We start from the raw sequence: 22387 nt of genomic DNA, 5'->3' as shown, positions 1-22387 counted from the left end.
GCATCTGGCGCTCTGGTTCGACGAGATCATCACCGCCGACGTCATCGCCGGCTCCTGGCGGGACCTCGTCGCCGACAGGCTCGCCAACGGCCATTTCCCGACCTATTTCGCGATGCTGAAGGCGCTGGGGCTGGCCGGGGCCGACGAATTCTGGCTGCGCCTGCCCTCCGCCATCCTCGACGGCCTGGCCGGCGGCCTGATCGCGCTGGTGGCGCTCCGGCTTTCCGGCGGGATCGGCGCCGTCGCGGCGGCGGTTCTTTACGCGCTCTACCCGGCACTGATCCAGTATGGCCAGGAGGCGCGGCCCTACGCGCTGATGCTCGCCTTCATCGCGCTCGCCATCACCGGCCAGATCAGGCTGCTCACCCGGCGCGCCCCGCCGCGCCGGCAGGCAATCCTCGCCACGATCGGCACCCTCGGCGCGGCGCTGGCGATGCCGGCCGGCATCGTTTCGGTCGCCATGCAGCACCTCGGCTTGCTCGCCTGCGGCTTCCGCCGGTTCGAACCGGCCGAGAAGCGGCTCTGGATCCGGCATGTCGCGGTGACCTGGGTCGCGATTGTCGCCGCCGCGCTGTGCCTGCTTCCCGCCATCCTCGACCAGGCGGCCAAGCCCGTCGGGCTGATGAAATGGCAGAGCCAGATCCCGTCGGCGTTCCGCATCCGCGAGGCATTCGGCGAGACCTATGGGCTGGCCGTTTCGCGCGACCTGCATCGCTTCCTGCCGGAGGAATGGACCGCGCCGCTGGCGCTCGCCCTGCTGGCACTGATGGCGATCGGGCTGATCGCCAACCGCGATCGCGCGCCGCACCGGATGCTCGCCGTCTCGGCCTTCCTGACGCCGCTGGTCTTCCTCGCGCTCGGGGCCTTCTCCGCCAGCGCCGGGCGCTATCTGATCGGCATGCTGCCGGCCGCGATCCTGCTGGCCGCCGCCGGCGTCGCCGCCCTGCTGGCCGACCGGGGCATGCGGCTTGCCGTCGGCGCCACGCTGGCCCTGCTCGGCGCCGGACTGGCGCTGCAGGCGCTCGACATGCTGGTCTCGCCGCGCAAGTTCGACTGGCGCCCGGTCGCCGCCCTGCTGCACGAAAAGGGAGTGCGCGACACGACGATCCTGGCCGATGCGCCGCCGATCGAAAAGGCGCTGCGCCACTACGCCCCGGCGTCCGACCATCTCGCCTTCGACACGCTCGACCCCGATGCCAAGCCGATAGCGACGCTCTGGGCCAGGGCGGCGGACCGGCCGATCGCATACCTCGTCCTCGGCGCCTACCAGACGATCCCGGCGGCGATCGCCAGGGACGCGACCGTCTGCGCCTTCCCGCTCGGCGACGTGCAGCTCGTGATGGTCGCCCGGGACGCGGCCCTCATTCCGCTGGCGCTCAATGGCTGCGCGCGGATTGAGTGAAGACGCTCTTCGCCTCTCCCTGAGAGAGAGGTCGACGGCCGCAGGCCGGCGGGTAAGGGGTTCAGGCCTCACCGGGGAGATCGCACCCCCTCACCCGTAGCTTCGCTCCGCGCTCGGGGGGATGACAGAGGCCGTGATCTACCTCAACCTCGAATGGTTAATAAGCCAACCTTTGCAACTTACCTTTTGACCCCGCCGTGCCTATGTAGAAATTGCCTCTACCGGCCGTTCCGGACCAGGGGCTCAAAAGGAGAGATCATCATGTCCGATACCAACCGGCTCGACGGCAAGGTCATCATCGTGACGGGTGCTGCCGGCGCGATCGGGGCTGCCGCTGCCCGCGTCATGCTGGCGCGTGGCGCAACCGTCGTCGCTGTCGACTATTCCGGCGACGCGCTGGCCAAGCTCGAGACGGAGCTGAATGCCGCCGACAAGCTCGCGACGATCACCGCCGACGTCAGCGACGAGGCGGCCGTGAAGGCCTATGTCGACGAGACGGTGAAGCGCTTCGGCCGCATCGATGCCTTCTTCAACAATGCCGGCATCGAGGGCGAAACCCACCCGATCCCCGATTACCCGCTCGCCGCCTTCCAGAAGGTGATGGCCGTCAACGTCATCGGCGTCTTCCTCGGCCTCAAATATGTGATCCCGGTGATGGCCAAGGCCGGCAAGGGCAGCATCATCAACACGTCGAGCGTCGCCGGCCTTTCCGGCTCGCCCAACATGGTCGCCTACAATACCTCGAAGCACGCTGTGATCGGCCTGATGCGGGTCGCGGCCGTCGAATGGGGCGCAAAGGGCATCCGCATCAACACCATCAATCCGGGCCCGATCGAGGGCCGCATGATGGATTCGCTCGATTCCACCCGCGCCGCCGACGCCGTGGCGGTCCGCAAGGCGACCCAGGCCGCCATACCGGCCGGACGCTATGGCAAGCCGGAGGAAGTGGCGGCACTCGCGGCCTTCCTCGCCTCCGACGACGCCAGCTACATCAATGGCGGCGTCTACCCCGTCGATGGTGGCCTCACCGCCGCCTGATCGCGGCACAGATAGCCCTGACATGGAAAACGGGCGCCCAGGGGCGCCCGTCCTTGATCGATCGCGTTGCGGCGAAGCCGGCCTATTTCAGGCCCGCCGCGTCGGTCACGGCATGCGTCCAGGCGCCGGTCGGCTCCTTGGTGATGACGGGCGATTCACCGCCGGCTGCCAGCAGCGTCGCCACGGTGCGCTTGTAATCGGCTTCGTCGAGCGCGCCGGTCGTGCCTTCGGTCAGCTTGTTGACCTCGCCCATCATGAACTTCTGGTGGGCTTCGGTCTGCGCGCCGGTGTCGTCGTTCTCCAGAACGATCTTGGCGGCTTCGTCGGTATTGTCGCGGGCATAGGCCCAGCCCTTCATCGAGGCGCGGACGAACTTCGCCATCTTCTCGACGAAAGCCGGATCCTTCAGCTTGTCTTCCATGACATAGAGGCCGTCTTCCAGCGTCGCGACGCCCTGGTCCTCATATTTGAAGACGATCAGCTCGCTTTCCGGAATGCCGGCGTCCAGCACCTGGCCGAACTCGTTGTAGGTCATGGTCGAGATGCAGTCGGCCTGCTTCTGGATCAGCGGGTCGACGTTGAAGCCCTGCTTCAGCACGGTGACGCCGTCGGGGCCGCCCTCGGTCGAAAGGCCGAGCTTGGCCATCCAGGCGAGGAAGGGATATTCGTTGCCGAAAAACCAGACGCCGAGCGTCTTGCCCTTGAAGTCATCCGGCGATTTGATGCCGGTTTCCTTGCGGCAGGTCAGCATCATGCCCGACTTCTTGAAGGGCTGGGCGATGTTGACGAGCGGCACGCCCTTTTCGCGGGACGCCAGCGCCGCCGGCATCCAGGTGGTGATGATATCGGCGCCGCCGCCGGCGATCACCTGCTCGGGGGCGATGTCCGGGCCGCCCGGCTTGATCGTCACGTCGAGGCCTTCCTCGTCGTAGAAGCCCTTCTCCTTGGCGACATAGTAGCCGGCGAACTGGGCCTGCGGGACCCATTTCAGCTGTAGCGTCAACGCATCGGCCGCATGGGCCGAGACGCTGGTCATGAGCCCCGCCGCAATCGCGAGCGCTCCAATCATAAGCTTCTTCATTGACCCCTCCAGGTTCTGTTCGTTGTCGTCTCTTGCCGGTCGCGCTTTCCTCACGCGAACCGGTAGCCACTTCGCTCGAAAACGCTCCAGCCCCGCCTTCAGGTGCGGAAGGACGGATGCCAGAAGGTCGAGGCGCGCTCGATGAGCGCGATCACCCCGTAGAAGACGGAGCCGGCGAGCGCCGCCACCGCGATTTCCGCCCACACCATGTCGATGTTCATGCGCCCGACTTCGGTGGAGATACGGAATCCCATGCCCACGATCGGCGTTCCGAAGAACTCGGCCACGATGGCCGCGATCAGGGCGAGTGTCGAATTGATCTTGAGGGCATTGAATATGAAGGGCAGCGCCTCGGGAAGCCGGAGCTTGAAGAGGGACTGCCAATAATTCGCGGCATAGGTGCGCATCAGGTCGCGCTGCATCGGCTGCGAGGCGGCAAGACCGGTGACGGTATTGACCAGCATCGGGAAGAAGGTCGCGACGACGACCACCGCCGCCTTGGACGGCCAGTCGAAGCCGAACCACATCACCATGATCGGGGCGATGCCGATGATCGGCAGCGCCGAGACCAGATTGCCGACCGGCAACAGGCCGCGCTGCAGGAAGGGAACGCGGTCGACCAGGATGGCGACGAGAAAGCCGGAGCCGCAGCCGAGCACATAGCCGGCGATCACCGCCTTCAGGAAGGTCTGGCGGAAATCGGCGGCAAGGATCGGGATCGACGAGACGAGCTTGGCCCAGATCGCCGAGGGCGGCGGGATCAGCACGCTCGGCACCTGGAAGGCGACGACGATCACCTGCCAGAAGACCAGCAGCCACGCCCCGAACAGCAGCGGGACCACCAGCTTGAGCAGGAAGCCCGCCGGCCCGGCGCGCGGCTTGATGGCGGCCAGTTGCGACACCAGCGCCCAGGCGAGCAGCCAGGCCGTGGCGAGCAGCGCCCAGAAGCCGGGGCCGGCATGGCCGGCGAGTCCGGGCAGGATGTCAAGCACCATCCACGCGCCGGCGCAGGAGGCCAGCGCCAGCAGGACGGCGGTGACGGGGCTGCGCTCCGCCTTGACCGCGGCATAGGCGGCGGCCGCCAGGAGAAGGATCACGACCCAGCCGAAAGCGCCCTCGCGCGGCAGCAGGCGCCAGGCATCGGCGGCATCCAGCGGCAGGGCGACGGCGGCGAACAGACCCAGAAAGGCGATCCAGGGCTGGAGATGCCCGCGCGGGTGGGTGGCGCCCATGGCCCTCATGACCGGCCCTCCGCGTGCTCAGGCCCTCGCCCGCTTGCGGGAGAGGGCTTTCTGAGGGTCCTGCATGCTTCGAACTTGCGGGCGGCTTGGGGGAAGGAAAGAAAGCCCCTCACCCCCGCCCTCTCCCGCAAGTGGGCGAGGGAGCGATCCGCGCTTCGTCCGGCTGGAAAGAGCCCTCTCCCGCTCGCGGGAGAGGGTTGGGTAAGGGTCTTGCTTGCTTGGGTTTTGCGGACGCCATCGTTCATCGCGCCATCCCCATTCGCCGCACGACCAGCCGGTTGGCATAGCCAACGATCGCCACCAGCACGGCGGCGAGGATCGAGGCGGCGAGAAGCGCCGCCCAGATCTGCACCGTCTGGCCATAGTACGAGCCGGCCAGCAGCCGCGCGCCGAGGCCCGCCGCCGCGCCGGTCGGCAATTCGCCGACAATGGCGCCGACCAGGCTGATCGCGATGGCGATCTGCATCGAGGTGAACAGATAGGGCAGCGAGGCCGGGAAGCGCAGCTTCCAGAAGGCCTGCCAGCCCGTCGCCGAATAGGTCCGCATCAGGTCGAGATGCATCGGATCGGGCGAGCGCAGCCCCTTCACCATGCCGACCGTGATCGGGAAGAAGGACAGGTAGGTCGAGATCATCGCCTTGGCGAGGAAGCGCGACGTATCGGTCGAGAGGCCGAGCTGGCCGTTCATGAGGTTGTAGCCGACGACGACGATCATCGGCGCGATCGCGACGATGGGGATGGTCTGCGAGGCGACGACCCAGGGCATCAGGCTCTTGTCGAGACTCGACACATGCACGATGCCGACGGCGAGCAGCAGGCCGAGCAGCGTGCCGATGACAAAGCCGGCGAGCGTCGCCGAGAGCGTCACCCAGCCGTGATAGACGAGGCTGCGCTTGGAGTTGATGGCATAGCCGGTCGTGCTCTTCCAGAGCTCGGTCGCGACCTGGTGCGGCGCCGGCAGCAGCGGACGCTCCATCGAATAGGTGGCGCCGATCATCTGGCCGAGGGTCGGCTCGACCTTCTGCCGGGCGAAGGCATCGCGCGCCAGCTGCGCATTCAGGAAGAACGCGCCGACATACCAGATGGCGAGGATGGCGACGACGACGACCATCACCGGAAAGACCTGGCCGGGCTTCTTCAGCGGGCGGGGTGCTGGGACGGCGAGCGTGGTCATGCCGCGAGCCCCTCCCCATATATCCCGCGACGATCCCGCAGCGACGCGACCAGCCGAGGGGAACCCCAATGAGCACCACGACCGCGACCCGGCCGACCTGCCGGATCATCCGACCCAACGAGGCCTATGCCGGCAAGCAGGGCTTTTCCTATCTCGAGGGCATCTCCGCCCAGTCGGTCGGCTCGACCGGCCTGTGCATGGTGCTGCTCACCATCCCGCCCGGCGGCCGCGCCAGCGCTCACAAGCACGAGCACCACGAGACCGCGATCTATGTGATCGCCGGCAAAGCCGAGACCTGGTTCGGCGAGCGGCTGGAAAGCCATGTCGTCGTCAAGGCGGGCGAGATGTTCTACATCCCCGCCGACATGCCGCATCTCGCCGCCAATCGCGGGACGGAACCCTGCGTCGCGGTCATCGCCCGCACCGATCCGAACGAACAGGAAAGCGTCGTCCCGCTGCCGGAGCTGGAATGCCTGGTGCCGCGCTGACGGAAGGATAACGGAGGGTTTACACGCGCCGGGCGCGTTAACCCCCTCACCGGCGGTTCTCGCTACGTCAGTCCTCATAGGAGTGCCCTGCCCTGAGACCGTTGCGGACGCGGGCGGCGACCTCCAGGAATTCCGGCGTCTCGCGGATGTCGAGCGTCCGGTCGCGGGGAAAGCCGCAATCGATGATGTCGGTGACGCGGCCCGGGCGCGGCGACATCACGACGATCTTGGTCGAAAGAAAGACGGCCTCGGGGATCGAATGGGTGACGAAGACGACGGTCTTCTGCGTCTTCGCCCAGAGCTTCAGCAGTTGCTCGTTCAGATGGTCCCGGACGATTTCGTCAAGCGCGCCAAAGGGTTCGTCCATGAGCAGAAGCTCGGGCTCGACCGCGAGCGCGCGGGCGATCGAGGCGCGCTGCTGCATGCCGCCGGAAAGCTGCCAGGGATATTTCTTCTCGAAGCCGGCAAGGTTGACCAGCGCGAGGTTGTCGGCGATCCGCCGCTCCCGCTCAGCCCTGGGCAGGCCCATGATCTCGAGCGGCAGAGCGACGTTCCTGGCGATGGTGCGCCAGGGATAAAGTGCTGCCGCCTGAAAGACATAGCCATAGGCGCGGGCCTGCCGCGCCTCCTCCGGCGACACGCCATTGACCGTGATGGACCCGCCGGTCGGCTGCTCGAGATCGGCGATGACCCTGAGCAGCGTGGTCTTGCCGCAACCCGAAGGCCCGATGAACGAGACGAAATCGCCCCGCCTCACATCGAGATCGATGTTGGACAGCGCCTGGACCGGCCCGTCATTCGTCTCGAAGGTGAGCGAGAGCCCCCGGATATCGATGACGGATGCGGCGTTTCCGGCGGCTGGCTGATCGTCGGCTCTTTCCTCGTAAGGCTGGAACACGGCGCTCATCCCCGCCTCAAACGCCGATCGGCATATGCTCGGGCGAGCGGGTCACGGCGCGCGGCGCCGTCACTTCCTTCCACTTCGAAAGGGCGGCGTTGACCGCCGGGAACGGCTTGCGCCTGATGAACTTGCCGCGGCCGGGCTGGGGCTGCGAATTCTGCCCGTCGGCCCAGACGATCTCGCCGCGCGACAGCGTGTAGCGCGGCAGGCCGTTGACGGTGAAACCCTCGAAGACATTGTAATCGATGATGGATTTCTGGTTGGCGGCGGAAATCGTCTTCGAAAGCTTGGGATCCCAGACGACGAGATCGGCGTCCGACCCGGGCAGGATCGCGCCCTTCTGCGGGTAGATGTTGAGGATCTGCGCGATATTGGTCGAGGTCGCGGCGACGAACTCGTTCGGCGTCAGCCGGCCGGTTTCGACGCCCCTGGTCCAGAGCACGGATAGCCTGTCCTCGACGCCGCCGGTGCCGTTCGGGATCTTGGCGAAATTGCCGAGGCCGAAGCGCTTCTGCTCGGTGGTGAAGGCGCAATGGTCGGTGGCGACCACCTGCAACGACCCGGCGGCGAGGCCCGCCCAGAGGCTGTCCTGGTGGATCTTGTTGCGGAAGGGCGGCGACATCACACGGCGGGCGGCATAGTCCCAGTCGCGGTTGAAATATTCGCCCTCGTCGAGCGTCAGGTGCTGGATCAGCGGCTCGCCATAGACGCGCATGCCCTTCTGCCGGGCCCGGCGGATCGCCTCGTGGCTCTGCTCGCAGGAGACATGGACGATATAAACCGGCACGCCGGCTGCGTCGGCGATCATGATGGCGCGGTTGGTCGCCTCACCCTCGACTTCCGGCGGGCGCGAAAAGGCGTGGCCTTCCGGTCCAGTCGTGCCTTCGGAGAGATATTTCTGCTGCAGCGCCGCGACGATGTCGCCGTTCTCGGCATGCACCAGCGGCAAGGCGCCAAGCGCCGCACAACGCTGGAACGACGCGAACATCTCGTCGTCATTCACCATCAGCGCGCCCTTATAGGCCATGAAGTGCTTGAAGGTATTGATGCCGCGATCGACCACCTTGGCCATGTCTTCAAAGTGCTTCTGCGACCAGCCGGTGACGCACATGTGGTAGGAATAGTCAGAAGACGCCTGCCGGGTGGCGCGGCCTTCCCATTCCTCAAGCGCGGCCAGCATGCCGGCTTCGCCCGGAATGACGAAGTCGACCACGGTGGTGGTGCCGCCGGAAAGGGCGGCGAAGGTGCCGCTTTCCCAGGTTTCGGCCGCCGTCGTGCCCATGAAGGGCATTTCCAGATGGGTGTGCGGATCGATGCCGCCGGGGATGATGTAGGCGCCCGACGCATCCACCACCGTATCGCCGGAGAGATCCGGCCCGATGGCCTGGATGGTCTCGCCTTCGATGAGGATGTCGGCTTCGTAGCTGCGGTCCGCCGCCACGATCGTTCCGCCCTTGATAACCGTCGACATGGTGAAATTCCCTCTGGTCTCTCGGCCGACTTTGCCAGCCTTTTTGTTCTTGTGCCGGAGGTTAGAGCCTTTCGCCGTTTCGTTGAACGGGGAAGGGCTCTAACACCCTGACGGGTCGCGTTTTCTTCACGCGAACCGGAATCCACTTCGCTCGAAAACGCCCTAGCCGGCGATCTCGGCAGTCTCCAGCACGGCGTGCAGCAGCACGTCGGCACCCGCCGACGCCCATTCCGGACTGATTTCCTCGGCCTCATTATGCGACAGACCGCCGACGCAGGGACAGAAAATCATGGTGGTCGGCGCGACCTTCGCCGTCCAGCAGGCGTCGTGGCCCGCACCCGAGATGATGTCGGCGTGGCTGTAGCCGAGCCGTTCGGCAGCGCCGCGCACGCGTCCGACCAGCGTCGGATCGAAGGTCACGGGGTCGAAATGGCCGACGGCCTCGATGGCGCAGCCGACCCCCAGCGCCTCGGCGATCCCGGCGGCTTCCGCTTCGATGCGGGCGCGCATGGCATTCAGCTTGGCGAGGTCGGGCGTCCGGATGTCGATGGTAAACACAACCTTGCCCGGCAGCACGTTGCGCGAATTGGGCGTGAAATTGACCTGGCCGACGCCGCCCACGGCGCCTGGCTGATTGTCCATCGCCACGGCCTGGACCATCTCGAGGATGCGCGCCATGGCGAGGCCGGCATTGACGCGGAGGTTCATCGGCGTCGAACCGGTATGCGCCTCGCGGCCGGTCAGGGTCACCTCCAGCCACCAGAGGCCCTGGCAGTGCGTGACCACGCCGATCTGCTTCGCTTCAGCCTCGAGGATCGGGCCCTGTTCGATGTGATACTCGAAATAGGCGTGCATCTTGCGCGCGCCGACTTCCTCGTCGCCGACCCAGCCGATCCGCTTCAGCTCGTCGCCGAAGGTCTTGCCTTCGGGATCCCTGCGTTCATAGGCGTAATCGAGCGTCAGCGCGCCGGCGAACACGCCGGAGGCCAGCATGGCGGGAGCGAAGCGCGCGCCCTCCTCATTGGTCCAGTTGGCGATGGCGACCGGATGCCTGGTCCGGATGCCGAGATCGTTGAGGCTGCGGACGACCTCCAGCCCCGCCAGGACGCCCAGCACGCCGTCATACTTGCCGCCGGTCGGCTGGGTATCGAGATGGCTGCCCATATAGACCGGCAGCGCGTCCGGATCCGTGCCGGGACGGACGGCAAACATGCTGCCCATCTTGTCGACGCCCAGAGTCATGCCGGCCGCCTCGCACCAGGACTTGAACAGGTCGCGGCCCTCGGCATCGGCATCGGTCAGCGTCTGGCGGTTGTTGCCGCCGGCAATTCCCGGCCCGACCTTGGCCATCTCCATCAAGCTTTCCCAAAGGCGCTCGCCATTGATGCGGAGATTGTCGGTCGGGCCAGTCATGCGTTCATCTCTCTACAGGAAGGCTTTCAGCCGTGGTTACGGTCAGAGCCGGGACACTCCCGCGTCGCATCCAGCCGGAAAAGGCGCCGGCCGGATGCGTCCCCGACGAAGCAGGGATCGCGGCAACAAGATTCTGTCCCGACAACACTTTAGCGTCACATCGTCGGGAAATTGAACACCGCACCGGACTTGATCCCGTCCGGCCAGCGCGTCGTCACCGTCTTCAGACGGGTGTAGAAATGGACGCCCTCCGGTCCGTAGATGGCGTGGTCGCCGAAGATCGACCGCTTCCAGCCGCCGAAGGAATGATAGGCGACGGGAACCGGAATCGGCACGTTGATGCCGACCATGCCGGCCTCGACCTTGTCGGCGAAGGAGCGCGCGGCGTCGCCATCGCGGGTGAAGATCGCGGTGCCATTGCCGAATTCGTGGGCATTGATGAGTTCGAGGGCATCGGCATAGGAGTTCGCCCGGAGCACGGAGAGCACGGGACCGAAGATCTCCTCGCGGTAGATCGTCATGTCCTTGTCCACATGATCAAAAAGCGTGCCACCGACGAAGTAGCCGTTCTCGTAGCCCTGGAGCTTGAAGCCGCGGCCATCCACGACCAGCTTGGCGCCTTCGGCCACGCCCTTGTCGATATAGCCGAGCACCTTTTCCATGTGCTGCTTCGTGACCAGCGGCCCCATCTCGGCGTCGCGGTCGGTCGCCGGGCCGATCTTCAGCGCGCGCACGCGTGGCGCCAGCGTCTCGATCAGCGCGTCCGCCGTCTTCTGGCCGACGGGAACCGCCACCGACACGGCCATGCAGCGCTCGCCGGCCGAGCCATAGCCCGCCCCCATGAGCGCGTCGGCCACCTTGTCCATGTCGGCGTCCGGCATGACGACCATGTGGTTCTTGGCGCCGCCCAGCGCCTGGACGCGCTTTCCGGCCGCCGTTCCGGTCGCATAGACATATTGCGCGATCGGCGTCGACCCGACGAAGGAGACGGCCTTGATGTCGGGATGATGCAGGATCGCGTCGACGACTTCCTTGTCGCCATGCACGACGTTCAGCACGCCGGCGGGCAGGCCGGCCTCATGCAGGAGTTCGGCCACCAGCATGGCGGCGCCCGGATCGCGCTCCGAGGGCTTCAGGATGAAGGTGTTGCCGCAGGCGATCGCGACCGGATACATCCAGAGCGGCACCATGCAGGGGAAGTTGAACGGCGTGATTCCAGCGACGACGCCGAGCGCCTGGCGATCGGAATAGGTGTCGATCGCGGGACCGACATTCTTCGAATATTCCCCCTTGAGCAGATGCGGGATGCCGCAGGCGAACTCGACCACTTCGAGGCCGCGCTGCACTTCGCCGAGCGCATCGTCATGCGTCTTGCCGTGCTCGGCCGAGATGGCGCGCGCGATCCGGTCGGCGTTCTGTTCCAGCAGGTCCTTGAACTTGAACATCACGCGGGCGCGCTTCATCGGCGGCGTATCGGCCCAGGCCGGAAACGCCGCCTTGGCCGAGGCGACGGCGGCGTCGAGCTCGGCCGCGGTCGAAAGCGGCAGCGTCGCGGACGGCTCGCCGGTCGCGGGATTGTAGACCGGCTGGCTGCGGGTCGACGTCGAGGGCGACGGCTTGCCGCCGACGAGATTGGTGATGGTATTCAAGGCGATGGCGTCCATGATTTCCTCCACGAGCCTCAGTCGATCTGCTTCAGCACGCTCGAAAGCGTTTCGAAGATCTCGTCGATATGGCTCTTCTCGATGATCAGCGGCGGCGACAGGGCGATGATGTCGCCGGTCGTGCGGACCATCAGATTGCTCTCATAGGCCTTCAGGAAAGCCTGGAAGGCGCGCTTGGTGGGCGCACCCGGGATCGGCTCCAGCTCGATCGCGCCGATCAGGCCGAGATTGCGGATGTCGATGACATGCGGCAGGCCTTTCAGGCTGTGCAGCCCGTCCTCCCAATATTGCGCGATCTCGGAGACGCGGGTGAGCAGGCCTTCCTCGGCATAGACATCGAGCGTGGCGAGCGCCGCGGCGCAGGCCACCGGATGGGCCGAATAGGTGTAGCCGTGGAATAGCTCGATCGTGTTCTCGGGCGCATTCATGAAGGCGTCGTAGATCTTGCTCGACGTGAACACGGCGCCCATCGGCACCACGCCACTGGTCAGGCCCTTGGCGGTGGTGACGAGATCCGGGATGACGTCGAAATAATCAACGGCGAACGGGGTGCCGAGGCGGCCGAAGCCGGTGATGACCTCGTCGAAGATCAGCAGGATGTCGTGCTTGTCGCAGATCTCGCGCAGGCGCTTCAGATAGCCCTTCGGCGGCACCAGCACGCCGGTGGAGCAGGCGACCGGCTCGACGATCAGCGCCGCGATGTTGGACGCGTCATGCAGCGCGATGACCTTTTCCAGATCATCGGCGAAATCGGCGCCATATTCCGGCTGGCCGCGCGTGAAGGCATTGTGCGCCAGGTCATGCGTGTGGCGGATGTGATCGACGCCGGTCAGCATGGTGCCGAAGGTCTTGCGATTGCCGGAGATGCCGCCGACCGAGATGCCGCCAAAGCCGACGCCGTGATAGCCACGCTCGCGGCCGAGCAGGCGATACTTGGTGCCGTTGCCCTTGGCGCGGTGATAGGCAAGCGCGATCTTCAGCGCCGTATCGACCGATTCCGAACCCGAATTGGTGAAGAACACATGGTCGAGCGGCTTCGGCATCATCGCCGCGAGGCGCGCCGCCAGTTCGAAGGCCTTGGGATGGCCCATCTGGAAGGCCGGTGCATAGTCGAGTTCCGCGACCTGCTTCGACACCGCCTCGACGATCTTGGGACGGCCGTGGCCGGCATTGACGCACCAGAGGCCCGCCGTGCCGTCCAGGATCTGCCGACCATCCGCCGAGGTGTAGTGCATGTCCTTCGCAGAGACGAGCATGCGCGGGTTCTGCTTGAACTGGCGGTTGGCCGTGAACGGCATCCAGAAGGCTTCGAGATTGTTCGAATACTGCGCGCTGGTCATTTTTTCGGGGGTCCTCATACGGCCGACTTCCCTGTACGGCCGATCATTTTTATGAACGTATCCGCAGGGTATGAGCCGGTCAATTCGTTGCAGCCGTTAAGAATGTTCTTTATATTGAACGGATGAACGCTTCGAATTTCGATGTCGACGTGGGCGCCCGGCTGCGCGAACTGCGCGTGCGCCACGGCCTTTCGCAGCGCGCGCTGGCCAAGCGCGCCGGGGTCTCCAACGCGACCGTGTCGATGGTCGAGGCGAACCGGATGAGCCCCTCCGTTTCCGGCCTGCGGCAGATCCTGTCGGGCATCCCGTTGAGCCTGTCCGAGTTCTTCGCCGAGGCGAAGCCGACGGTCGAGCAGGTGGTGTTCCGCGCCTCGGAGCTGAAGGAGATCGCCGGCGGCAGGATTTCGTTCCGCCAGGTCGGCAGCAATCTGGAAGGGCGCTCGCTGCAGATGATCCACGAGCGCTACAAGCCGGGGGCGGTCTCGGGCAAGGCGATGCTGTCGCATCAGGGCGAGGAGGCCGGACTGATCATCCGCGGCCGAATGGGGCTGGAGGTCGACGGCGCCCGCTACGAGCTCAATCCGGGCGACGCCTATTTCTTCGACAGCCGCAAGCCGCACGCCTTCAAGAATATCGGCGACGAGGATCTGGAACTCGTATCGGCCTGCACGCCGCCCAGCTTCTAGCCGCCGCCGCGGCCGCGAAACCATTGAAGTCGAGCTAGAATCGACCGAAAGTCGGACCGGGACGGCAAGCCGGCGTCGCGACGCTCCGCGACAGAAGGCCGGAACTTGCCGGGTGGTCGGGCGCGCCACGGAGAACCAACGGGAAAATCGGCCACCACCATGACACCTGCCAACACCGCCCGCGCCGGCCAGACGAAGAAGCGGACGCGCATCCAGGAAGAAAACGAGGAACGTATCCTCGACGCGGCGCTGGAAATCTTCTCGAGCTACGGCTTTCGCGGCGCGACGGTCGACCAGATCGCCGAGCTGGCGGGCATGACCAAGCCGAACCTGCTCTATTATTTCCGCCGCAAGGACGACATCTATCTCGCCATCCTGCGCCGGACGCTGGAGCTCTGGCTGCAGCCGCTGGAATCGCTCGGCGACGGCGACGACCCGGCCACCGAGATCCGCGCCTATATCGACCGCAAGCTGGAGATCTCGCGCGACAACCCGAAGGCGTCGCGGCTCTACGCCATGGAAATCCTGCAGGGCGCGCCGGTGATGGGGACGGTGCTGAACAGCCGGCTGAAGACGCTGGTCGACAGCAAGGCCGAGGTGATCCGACGCTGGATCGACGAGGGCCGCCTGGCGCCGATCGATCCCTACCATCTTCTGTTCATGATCTGGGCAACGACACAGCATTACGCGGATTTCGATGTTCAGGTCCGCGCCATGCTGGGCGACGAGACCGATGACAACCGCCACTTCGCGACGGCGACGCGGACGCTCGAGGACCTGTTCCTCAAGGGCATTTTCCGCAGCTGAAGCGGCAAGGCGCTCCCCTCGTTCGCCAATAGGTCAAAGAGGCTTACGCCGCCGCTCTCAAACAGACGCCCGCCGACATAGGAAGCCCCCTCCCGCGCGACACGCGGGAGGGGGTTGCGTTCCTTATTCCGCAGGCTCGACGACCGCGGCGGGAGCCGCCATCGGGTTGTTCTTGTGGGTCGTCCAGTTGGCATATTCGCCGGTGATGGCGTAGCCGGTGCGCGGATCCACGCCGTCGACCATCTGCTCCATCGTGATGCAGTTCTCGACCGGGCAGACATTGACGCAGAGATTGCAGCCGACGCATTCGGCGTCGATCACCTCGAAATGCCGGACGCCGTCGAGCATCGAGGTGATCGCCTGGTGCGAGGTGTCCTCGCAGGCGATGTGACAGCGGCCGCACTTGATGCAGGCATCCTGGTCGATCTTCGCCTTGGCCACATAGTTGAGGTTCAGATACTTCCAGTCGGTGACATTGCCGACCGCGCGGCCGACGATCTCGTCCACCGAGGTAAAACCGTGCTTGTCCATATATTCCGACAGGCCGGTGATCATCTCCTGCACGATGCGGAAGCCATAGGTCATGGCGGCGGTGCAGACCTGCACGTTGCCGGCGCCGAGCGCCATGAACTCGACCGCGTCGCGCCAGGTCGTGATGCCGCCAATGCCGGAGATCGGCAAATCGCGGGTCTGCGGATCGCGGGCGATCTCCGCCGTCATGTTGAGGGCGATCGGCTTCACCGCCGGGCCGCAATATCCGCCATGGCTGCCCTTGCCGTCGACCGTCGGGATCGGCGCGAAATTGTCGATGTCGACGCCGATGATCGAGTTGATGGTGTTGATCAGCGACACGGCGTCGGCGCCGCCATTATGCGCGGCGCGGGCCGAGGTGCGGATGTCGGAGATGTTGGGCGTCAGCTTGACGATGACCGGCATGCGCGTGTGCTGCTTGCACCAGCGCGTGACCATTTCGACATATTCCGGCACCTGACCGACGGCGGCGCCCATGCCGCGCTCGCTCATGCCATGCGGGCAGCCGAAATTCAGCTCGACGCCGTCCGCCTCGGTGTCCTCGACCTTGGCGAGGATGTCCTTCCAGTAATGCTCCTCGCAGGGAACCATCAGCGACACGACCAGCGCCCGATCCGGCCAGTCGCGCTTGACCTCCTTGATCTCGCGCAGATTGACGTCGAGGGGACGGTCGGTGATCAACTCGATATTGTTGAGGCCGATCAGCCGGCGGTCGTTGGAGTGGATCGCGCCGTAGCGCGGGCCGGAGACGTTGACAACCGGCGGATCGGTGCCGAGCGTCTTCCAGACGACGCCGCCCCAACCATCCTTGAAGGCGCGGACGACGTTATAGGCCTTGTCGGTGGGCGGCGCGGAGGCCAGCCAGAACGGATTGGGCGACTTGATGCCGACGAAACTGGACGCGAGATTGGCCATGGGTTCCTCCTAGGCCGCGACAGACGAGAGCGCGCGATGGATGGACTCGGCGGCGATGCGGCCGTCGGCGACGGCAGCGACCGTCAGATCTTCTCCGGTGGCGGCGCAATCCCCGCCGGCCCAGACGCCGGGAAGCGTCGTGCGTCGCTCGTCGTCGACGCGGATCTTGCCACCATCGAGCGCGATCGTCTCGGCCGATCCGTTCAAAGCTGCGGGAACGAGGGTCTGGCCGATCGCCTTGAACACGGTGTCGGCGGGGAGCGTGAAGGTGACTCCGGTGCCTACCAGCCGGCCGCCATCCTCCATCGTCTCCTCGAACTCGATCGCCGCGACGCGGCCATCCTCGGTCAGGAGACGGCTCGGCTTGGCGTTGTGCCGGATGACCACGCCGTCGGTCTGGGCAAGATCCTGCTCATAGCCGGAAGCGCCCATCTTCTCCTGGCCGCGCCGATAGACGACGGTCACGTCCCTTGCGCCGAGGCGCTTCGATTGCACGGCGACGTCGATCGCCGTCATGCCACCACCCACCACGACGACCCGGGCGCCGACCGGTAGCGTCGAGAGATCGGTCGCCTGACGAAGCTCGGCAATATAGTCGACCGCGTCGGCGACGCCGGCGAGATCCTCATTTTCGAGGCCGAGCGCATTGACGCCGGCAAGGCCCATGCCGAGAAACACGGCGTCATAGCCCTTGCGCAGATCCGACAGCTCGACGTCGCGGCCGATCGCCTTGCCGTGCTCGACGGTGATGCCGCCGATGGACAGGACGAAGTCGACTTCCTTTTGGGCGAAATCGTCCGGCGCCTTGTAGGCGGCGATGCCATATTCGTTGAGGCCGCCGGCTTTGGGACGCGCATCATAGATGACGACGTCGTGGCCATGCATGGCGAGGCGGTGCGCGGCGGCAAGGCCCGCAGGCCCGGCGCCGACCACGGCGACGCGCTTGCCCGTCGAAGGGGCCCGGGCAAATGGTTGCTCGCCCTGCTCTTCCATCAGAACGTCGGTCGCATAGCGCTGCAGCAGGCCGATCTTGACCGGCTTGCCCTCTGCTTCCTCGCGAACGCAGGCTTCCTCGCACAGCGTTTCGGTCGGGCAGACGCGGGCGCACATGCCGCCCAGGATGTTCTGCGACAGGATCGTCTCGGCCGAGCCGATCGGATTGTCGGTCATGATCTGGCGGATGAAGAGCGGGATGTCGATCGATGTCGGACACGCCTTCACGCAGGGCGCGTCATAGCAGAAGTAGCAGCGATCCGCCTCGACCACGGCCTGGTGGTGGTCGAGCGGCGGGTGGATATCGAGAAAATTGGCGGCATATTCGTCGGGCGCAAGACGGCCCGATGCGATGCCCGGCAGATGCGACGGCATGCGCTGATCCCTCCCTACCGGCCAAGCGTGGCCCTGGGTTCCCATGGTCCGGCAGGCGCTCCGCCAACCGGTCGAAACTGCTGCCGCGACCACCCCTCATTTTTTGATTTTTGGGGTCGCGGCTCAAAAGCTTGATCATTTGGACAAATTCTAGAAATTTCGTCAAGGCTCGATTTGAGCCATTCCAAAGTGTGCGCTGCACAAGAACGAGCCAGTGGCGCGGCGCGCTGGAAACCCATGGATTCGCTTCTGCATGGAAATTGCGCAGCGCCCTGAAAACGGGCTGCCCGCCATTGGCCAGACACTCAGACTGCTTAAAAATTCGGCAGGCATCTTATTTCGCCATGCCAAACAGTCGCGCCCTCTCCTTCCCCAAGCCTTTCCCAATCGGAAAACCGCGGAATTCCGCCGCTGGCACGCGACTTGCCACTCTCTCCGCAGGTTCCATTGGAGACGATGATGGCACGACCCGCAGATCTGGAATTGGCATCGGTCACCAAGAGCTATGGCGGCACGATCGCCGTCGACGCGATCAACCTCAAGATCAAGGCTGGCACCTATTGCTGCCTTCTCGGCCCCTCGGGGTGCGGCAAGTCCTCGACGCTCCGGATGATCGCCGGGCACGAGGCTGTTTCCGACGGTGACATCGCGCTCGGCAACGAGATCGTGAACAAGCTGCCGCCCGCCAAGCGCGGCACTGCGATGATGTTTCAGTCCTACGCTCTCTTCCCGCATCTCTCGGTGCGCGACAACGTGGCCTTCTCGCTGAAGATGAAGGGCGTCGGCAAGGTCGACCGCTCGATCAAGGCGACCGAGGCGCTGAAGCTCGTCGACATGGAGCGCTATGCCGAGCGCTTGCCCGCGCAGCTCTCCGGCGGCCAGCAGCAACGCGTGGCGCTGGCCCGCGCGCTCGTCACCGATCCGCAGATCCTGCTGCTCGACGAACCGCTCTCGGCGCTGGATCCCTTCCTGAAGATCCGCGTGCGCGCCGAACTGAAGCGCTTCCAGCGCGAACTCGGCATCTCCTTCATCCATGTGACGCACAGCCAGGAAGAGGCGATGGCCCTGGCCGACCTGATCGTCATCATGAACAACGGCAAGATCGAGCAGGCCGGCACGCCGCGCGAGATCTTCAACGCTCCGGCGAGCGAATTCGTCGCCCGCTTCATCGGCGGCCACAACGTCCTGCCGGTCGATGGACGCACGGTAAGCGTCCGCGCCGACCGGCTGAGCGTCTCGCCGGGTGGCGGCGAAGGCGTCGCCGCCGCGGTGCGCGACGTCGAGTACCAGGGCACCGCCGTTTATCTCAGCCTCGCGACCGATGCCGGCATCGAGATGACCGCGATCGTCCCCGAGCGCGCCTTCTACCAGCAGCCTTTCGAGACCGGCGACACCGTCACGGTGCAGTGGGATCCCAACGACGTCCACGAACTCTCCGCCTCGGCCTGAGCGCGGATCACGGCAACAAACCCAGAGGAGAACAGGGAATGAGCGACAAGACCAAGAGCGGGATCTCCCGCCGTACGCTGCTGAAGGGCTCCGCGATCACCGCCGGCTTCCTCGGCACCACGGCCGTGACCGGCTTTCCGGCCGTGCATGCCGACGAACCGATCACGCTGCGCTACCTCTCGACCGCGACCAACCAGTCGCCGGCCATCGCCGCCAAGGCGAAGGAAATCACCGGCATCAACATCGAATACGTCACCGTCACCACCGATGACGTCACCAAGCGCATCATCACCCAGCCGGACTCGTTCGATCTGGTCGATACCGAGTATTTCTCGCTGCGCAACCTGATCCCTTCCGGCAACTTCCAGGCGATCGACGCCAAGAAGGTCAAGCTGGTCGACAAGCTCGCGACCGCCATCACCAAGGGCGAGATCGACGGCAAGAAGATCGGCGACCAGGGCACCGCGCCGCACAAGGTGATGTATCTCGAGAAGCAGCGCGGCAAGGAGTTCGCCAAGGAGCAGACCGAGTGGATCACCCTGATACCGACGACCTACAACGCCGACACGCTCGGCATCCGTCCCGACCTGATCAAGCGCCCGATCGAAAGCTGGGCTGAGCTGCTCAACCCGGAATTCAAGGGCAAGACCTCGATCCTCAACATCCCGTCGATCGGCATCATGGACGCCGCGATGGTCAACGAAGCCCTCGGCACCGTGAAGTACGGCGACAAGGGCAACATGACCAAGGAAGAGATCGACAAGACGATCGCGACCCTGATCGAAGCCAAGAAGGCCGGCCAGTTCCGCGCCTTCTGGTCGGACTTCAACGAGAGCGTCAATCTGATGGCCTCGGGCGAGACGGTCATCCAGTCGATGTGGTCGCCGGCCGTCACCGCCGTCCGCCTGAAGGGCATCCCCTGCACCTTCCAGCCGCTGAAGGAAGGCTATCGCGCCTGGGCTTCGGGCTTCGGCCTGCCGAAGACGCTGAAGGGCAAGAAGCTCGACGCCGCCTACGAGTTCATCAACTGGTTCCTCGACGGCTGGGCCGGCGCCTATCTGAACCGCCAGGGCTACTACGCCGCCGTGCTCGATACCGCGCAGCAGAGCATGGAACCCTATGAATGGGCGTTCTGGATGGAAGGCAAGCCGGCCGAGAAGGACATTCTCGGTCCGGATGGCGGCCTGCTCGAGAAGGCCGGCTCGATCCGTGACGGCGGCTCCTACAACACCCGCATGGGTGCCGTGGCCTGCTGGAACTCGATCATGGATGAGAACGCCTACATGATCCAGAAGTGGAACGAGTTCATCGCCGCCTGATCGGCCATGACCTTGCCTGCGGGCGGGATCCCAACCCCCGCCCGCAGGCAAACTGCGATACCAGACGACCGCGCCCGCCCGCCGTTCCTAGCCCGGTCGCCCCCGCAATGCCCCTGCCCGTCGGCGCAGAGTCATGCGATCCCGGCTTTCCGCCTTCTTCCATCGAAATGGAGCCTGCCCGACCATGCTGGAAATGAAATCGCGCTGGGCACCCTATTGGCAGGCCGCGCCGCTCGCGATCGTCTTCCTGATCTTCTTCGTGCTGCCGCTCCTGGTAACGCTTGCCGTCAGCTTCTGGACCTATACGGGCTACTCGATCGAACCGGCCTTTGTCGGCGACAACTACGCCACGGCCTTCGACAAGTGCCTCGCCTCGCTGCCGGACCTCTGCACCACCTTCCGCACCTATCTGTCGACGCTGAAATTCTGCCTGATGGTCTGGCTGATCACGCTCGTGCTCGGCTTCACGATCGCCTATTTCCTCGTCTTCGAGATCAAGTCCAACAACATGCGCCTGATCCTGGCGCTGGTCACGACGATCCCGTTCTGGACCTCCAATGTCATCCGCATGATCTCCTGGATCCCGCTGCTGGGACGCAATGGCGTCGTCAACCAGTGGCTGATGGGCGTCGGCCTCACTTCCGAGCCGCTCGACTGGCTGCTCTATTCCAATTTTTCCGTGGTGCTGGCGCTCGTCCACCTCAATACCGTCTTCATGATCGTGCCGATCCTGAACTCGATGTCGCGCATCGACAAATCGCTCGTCGAGGCCGCCTATGACACGGGCGCTTCGGGCTGGCAGACGCTGTGGAACGTCATCATCCCGCTATCCAAGACCGGCATCGCCATCGGCTCGATCTTCGTCATCACGGTGGTGATGGGCGACTTCATCTCGATCGGCCTGATGGGCGGCCAGCAGATCGCCTCCGCCGGCAAGGTGATCGAAAGCCAGATCAACGCGCTGCAATTCCCGATCGCCGCCGCCAACGCCGTCGTCCTTTTGGCCATCGTGCTGATGATCATCTGGACGCTGCTGCGCTTCGTCGACATTCGCAAGGAGCTCTGAGCATGGCCGAAGGACGCTCCCGCGCATTCTACGTGCTGTCGGCGGTTTTCGCCCTCTATGTGCTGTTCCTCTACGGCCCGACGATCACCATCCTGGTGCTGTCGTTCCAGGGCCCGAACGGCGGCATGACCTTTCCGATGAATGGGGTCTCGCTGCACTGGTTCCACAATCTGTGGGCCGGCATCGGCGTGCCCAACGTCGTCGACGCGCTGATCAACTCGCTGAAGCTGGGCCTCGTCGTGACGCTGGTCACCGTCGTGATCTCGGTGATGGCCGGCTATGCCTTCCGCCAGAAGTTCAAGGGTTCCAACATCCTGTTCTTCACGGCGATCGCCAGCCTGATCCTGCCCTCGATCGTCGTGTCGCTCGGCATCGCGCTGGAATTCCAGCTGTTCAACCAGACCATCACCGGCCTCGGTGACCGTCTGGTCGAAAACTATGTCGACATCCCCGACCCGACGATGTGGACGAACTTCCTCGGCAATATCGGCATCCTGATCCAGGACAATTTCCAGACCCTGATGGGGCTGTTCACCTCCGGCCTCGGCGCGCATCTGACCTGGACGCTACCCTTCGGCCTGCTCATCATGTTCGCCGTCTTCAACCGATTCAACCCGGCCTATGAGGAAGCGGCGCGCGACCTCGGCGCCTCGTCCTGGCAGACCTTCCGCTATGTCGTGCTGCCGATGATTGCACCGTCGCTGGTTGGCGTCGCGCTGTTCGGCTTCACGCTGTCCTGGGACGAGATCGCCCGCTCCAGCCAGACGGTCGGCTCGGTCAATACCCTGCCGCTGACGCTGCGCGGCCTCACCACCACGGTGACCACACCCGTGATCTACGCGCTCGGCACCGTGACGACGGCGGTCTCCTTCGCCGTCATCGGCCTGGCGATCCTCGCCATGCTGATCGCCCAGCATCGCCGCAAGCGTCATGGCTCCGACGCGGGCAAGGGCACGACCTGACAGGACGCCGGGGCACGACCCCGGTTCTTGTCGAAATGACAGACTTCCGCCGCGTCCGGGTCACCCGGGCG

At 65.2% G+C, this 22387-nt stretch carries 19 protein-coding genes; 9 read left to right on the top strand and 10 right to left on the bottom strand.

The window, feature by feature from the left end; genetic code table 11:
- Positions 1 to 112: 112 nt before the first annotated feature.
- A complete protein-coding gene (locus OSH10_RS05960) occupies positions 113 to 1402 on the top strand; it encodes a glycosyltransferase family 39 protein (RefSeq protein ID WP_266330711.1) in 1290 nt (429 codons plus the stop codon).
- A 261-nt stretch (positions 1403 to 1663) separates the two neighbouring features.
- Positions 1664 to 2440: an SDR family NAD(P)-dependent oxidoreductase gene (locus OSH10_RS05955; RefSeq protein WP_266330709.1), complete on the top strand. Its 777-nt coding sequence runs from the start codon at positions 1664 to 1666 to the stop codon at positions 2438 to 2440.
- Between the two features lie 82 nt (positions 2441 to 2522).
- On the opposite strand, the gene OSH10_RS05950 is transcribed toward OSH10_RS05955, so the two are convergent.
- The 3 genes from OSH10_RS05950 to OSH10_RS05940 all read right to left on the bottom strand — a co-directional run bounded on the left by OSH10_RS05950 (position 2523) and on the right by OSH10_RS05940 (position 5936).
- Entirely contained in the window at positions 2523 to 3521 is a 999-nt protein-coding gene (locus OSH10_RS05950) for an ABC transporter substrate-binding protein (RefSeq protein ID WP_266330708.1), read from the bottom strand.
- 98 nt (positions 3522 to 3619) lie between these two features.
- Complete coding sequence (locus tag OSH10_RS05945) at positions 3620 to 4753, bottom strand: ABC transporter permease (RefSeq protein WP_266331127.1); 1134 nt, start codon at positions 4751 to 4753, stop codon at positions 3620 to 3622.
- A 250-nt stretch (positions 4754 to 5003) separates the two neighbouring features.
- Positions 5004 to 5936 carry an ABC transporter permease gene (locus tag OSH10_RS05940; protein ID WP_266330707.1) on the bottom strand — a complete coding sequence of 311 codons (933 nt, stop codon included), beginning with the start codon at positions 5934 to 5936 and terminating at the stop codon, positions 5004 to 5006.
- 68 nt (positions 5937 to 6004) lie between these two features.
- On the opposite strand from OSH10_RS05940, the gene OSH10_RS05935 reads away from it, so the two are divergent.
- Positions 6005 to 6424 carry a cupin domain-containing protein gene (locus OSH10_RS05935; protein WP_266330706.1) on the top strand — a complete coding sequence of 140 codons (420 nt, stop codon included), beginning with the start codon at positions 6005 to 6007 and terminating at the stop codon, positions 6422 to 6424.
- Positions 6425 to 6491: 67 nt separating this feature from the next.
- On the opposite strand, the gene OSH10_RS05930 is transcribed toward OSH10_RS05935, so the two are convergent.
- The 5 genes from OSH10_RS05930 to OSH10_RS05910 all read right to left on the bottom strand — a co-directional run bounded on the left by OSH10_RS05930 (position 6492) and on the right by OSH10_RS05910 (position 13213).
- A complete protein-coding gene (locus OSH10_RS05930; RefSeq protein WP_266330705.1) occupies positions 6492 to 7331 on the bottom strand; it encodes an ABC transporter ATP-binding protein in 840 nt (279 codons plus the stop codon).
- A 7-nt stretch (positions 7332 to 7338) separates the two neighbouring features.
- Positions 7339 to 8796 (bottom strand): dihydropyrimidinase, encoded by a 1458-nt coding sequence (gene hydA / locus OSH10_RS05925; protein ID WP_266330704.1) that lies wholly within the window; start codon positions 8794 to 8796, stop codon positions 7339 to 7341.
- A 162-nt stretch (positions 8797 to 8958) separates the two neighbouring features.
- A complete protein-coding gene (locus tag OSH10_RS05920; RefSeq protein WP_266330703.1) occupies positions 8959 to 10209 on the bottom strand; it encodes a Zn-dependent hydrolase in 1251 nt (416 codons plus the stop codon).
- A 155-nt stretch (positions 10210 to 10364) separates the two neighbouring features.
- On the bottom strand, positions 10365 to 11873 hold the full coding sequence (locus OSH10_RS05915; RefSeq protein ID WP_323181557.1) for a CoA-acylating methylmalonate-semialdehyde dehydrogenase: 1509 nt from the start codon (positions 11871 to 11873) through the stop codon (positions 10365 to 10367).
- Positions 11874 to 11890: 17 nt separating this feature from the next.
- Complete coding sequence (locus OSH10_RS05910; protein ID WP_266330702.1) at positions 11891 to 13213, bottom strand: aspartate aminotransferase family protein; 1323 nt, start codon at positions 13211 to 13213, stop codon at positions 11891 to 11893.
- A 122-nt stretch (positions 13214 to 13335) separates the two neighbouring features.
- On the opposite strand from OSH10_RS05910, the gene OSH10_RS05905 reads away from it, so the two are divergent.
- Together OSH10_RS05905 and OSH10_RS05900 are read left to right on the top strand one after the other, a co-directional pair.
- Positions 13336 to 13899: a cupin domain-containing protein gene (locus OSH10_RS05905; RefSeq protein ID WP_266330701.1), complete on the top strand. Its 564-nt coding sequence runs from the start codon at positions 13336 to 13338 to the stop codon at positions 13897 to 13899.
- A gap of 159 nt (positions 13900 to 14058) precedes the next feature.
- Positions 14059 to 14706 (top strand): TetR family transcriptional regulator C-terminal domain-containing protein, encoded by a 648-nt coding sequence (locus OSH10_RS05900; protein ID WP_266330700.1) that lies wholly within the window; start codon positions 14059 to 14061, stop codon positions 14704 to 14706.
- 123 nt (positions 14707 to 14829) lie between these two features.
- Here OSH10_RS05900 and preA read toward each other — a convergent pair whose 3' ends face one another.
- Both preA and OSH10_RS05890 read right to left on the bottom strand, forming a co-directional pair.
- Complete coding sequence (gene preA, locus OSH10_RS05895; protein WP_266330699.1) at positions 14830 to 16152, bottom strand: NAD-dependent dihydropyrimidine dehydrogenase subunit PreA; 1323 nt, start codon at positions 16150 to 16152, stop codon at positions 14830 to 14832.
- 9 nt (positions 16153 to 16161) lie between these two features.
- On the bottom strand, positions 16162 to 17520 hold the full coding sequence (locus OSH10_RS05890) for an NAD(P)-dependent oxidoreductase (RefSeq protein ID WP_266330698.1): 1359 nt from the start codon (positions 17518 to 17520) through the stop codon (positions 16162 to 16164).
- Between the two features lie 459 nt (positions 17521 to 17979).
- Here OSH10_RS05890 and OSH10_RS05885 point away from each other — a divergent pair, with 459 nt between their 5' ends.
- The 4 genes from OSH10_RS05885 to OSH10_RS05870 all read left to right on the top strand — a co-directional run bounded on the left by OSH10_RS05885 (position 17980) and on the right by OSH10_RS05870 (position 22316).
- Positions 17980 to 18969, top strand: a complete 990-nt coding sequence (locus tag OSH10_RS05885) for an ABC transporter ATP-binding protein (protein ID WP_266330697.1) — start codon at positions 17980 to 17982, stop codon at positions 18967 to 18969.
- Between the two features lie 38 nt (positions 18970 to 19007).
- On the top strand, positions 19008 to 20288 hold the full coding sequence (locus OSH10_RS05880; protein WP_266330696.1) for an ABC transporter substrate-binding protein: 1281 nt from the start codon (positions 19008 to 19010) through the stop codon (positions 20286 to 20288).
- Between the two features lie 184 nt (positions 20289 to 20472).
- On the top strand, positions 20473 to 21354 hold the full coding sequence (locus OSH10_RS05875) for an ABC transporter permease (protein ID WP_266330695.1): 882 nt from the start codon (positions 20473 to 20475) through the stop codon (positions 21352 to 21354).
- Between the two features lie 2 nt (positions 21355 to 21356).
- Positions 21357 to 22316: an ABC transporter permease gene (locus OSH10_RS05870; RefSeq protein WP_266330694.1), complete on the top strand. Its 960-nt coding sequence runs from the start codon at positions 21357 to 21359 to the stop codon at positions 22314 to 22316.
- Positions 22317 to 22387 lie beyond the last annotated feature (71 nt).

The organism is Kaistia defluvii (assembly GCF_026343955.1).
GTDB classification, from domain to species: domain Bacteria; phylum Pseudomonadota; class Alphaproteobacteria; order Rhizobiales; family Kaistiaceae; genus Kaistia; species Kaistia defluvii.
The sequence above is the reverse complement of the archived record's forward strand: the minus strand, read 5'-3'. Positions and strand labels throughout refer to the sequence as shown.

Bases quoted from the DNA above. Each gene is read 5' to 3' on its own strand.
- OSH10_RS05950 (WP_266330708.1), bottom strand. From the start codon at position 3,521: ATGAAGAAGCTTATGATTGGAGCGCTCGCGATTGCGGCGGGGCTCATG.
- OSH10_RS05870 (WP_266330694.1), top strand. From the start codon at position 21,357: ATGGCCGAAGGACGCTCCCGCGCATTCTACGTGCTGTCGGCGGTTTTC.
- OSH10_RS05910 (WP_266330702.1), bottom strand. From the start codon at position 13,213: ATGACCAGCGCGCAGTATTCGAACAATCTCGAAGCCTTCTGGATGCCG.
- OSH10_RS05935 (WP_266330706.1), top strand. From the start codon at position 6,005: ATGAGCACCACGACCGCGACCCGGCCGACCTGCCGGATCATCCGACCC.
- OSH10_RS05960 (WP_266330711.1), top strand. From the start codon at position 113: ATGCTGAAGGCGCTGGGGCTGGCCGGGGCCGACGAATTCTGGCTGCGC.
- OSH10_RS05875 (WP_266330695.1), top strand. From the start codon at position 20,473: ATGCTGGAAATGAAATCGCGCTGGGCACCCTATTGGCAGGCCGCGCCG.
- OSH10_RS05940 (WP_266330707.1), bottom strand. From the start codon at position 5,936: ATGACCACGCTCGCCGTCCCAGCACCCCGCCCGCTGAAGAAGCCCGGC.
- OSH10_RS05920 (WP_266330703.1), bottom strand. From the start codon at position 10,209: ATGACTGGCCCGACCGACAATCTCCGCATCAATGGCGAGCGCCTTTGG.
- OSH10_RS05890 (WP_266330698.1), bottom strand. From the start codon at position 17,520: ATGCCGTCGCATCTGCCGGGCATCGCATCGGGCCGTCTTGCGCCCGAC.
- preA (WP_266330699.1), bottom strand. From the start codon at position 16,152: ATGGCCAATCTCGCGTCCAGTTTCGTCGGCATCAAGTCGCCCAATCCG.
- OSH10_RS05885 (WP_266330697.1), top strand. From the start codon at position 17,980: ATGGCACGACCCGCAGATCTGGAATTGGCATCGGTCACCAAGAGCTAT.
- OSH10_RS05905 (WP_266330701.1), top strand. From the start codon at position 13,336: ATGAACGCTTCGAATTTCGATGTCGACGTGGGCGCCCGGCTGCGCGAA.
- OSH10_RS05915 (WP_323181557.1), bottom strand. From the start codon at position 11,873: ATGGACGCCATCGCCTTGAATACCATCACCAATCTCGTCGGCGGCAAG.
- OSH10_RS05955 (WP_266330709.1), top strand. From the start codon at position 1,664: ATGTCCGATACCAACCGGCTCGACGGCAAGGTCATCATCGTGACGGGT.
- OSH10_RS05930 (WP_266330705.1), bottom strand. From the start codon at position 7,331: ATGAGCGCCGTGTTCCAGCCTTACGAGGAAAGAGCCGACGATCAGCCA.
- OSH10_RS05880 (WP_266330696.1), top strand. From the start codon at position 19,008: ATGAGCGACAAGACCAAGAGCGGGATCTCCCGCCGTACGCTGCTGAAG.
- OSH10_RS05900 (WP_266330700.1), top strand. From the start codon at position 14,059: ATGACACCTGCCAACACCGCCCGCGCCGGCCAGACGAAGAAGCGGACG.
- hydA (WP_266330704.1), bottom strand. From the start codon at position 8,796: ATGTCGACGGTTATCAAGGGCGGAACGATCGTGGCGGCGGACCGCAGC.
- OSH10_RS05945 (WP_266331127.1), bottom strand. From the start codon at position 4,753: ATGGGCGCCACCCACCCGCGCGGGCATCTCCAGCCCTGGATCGCCTTT.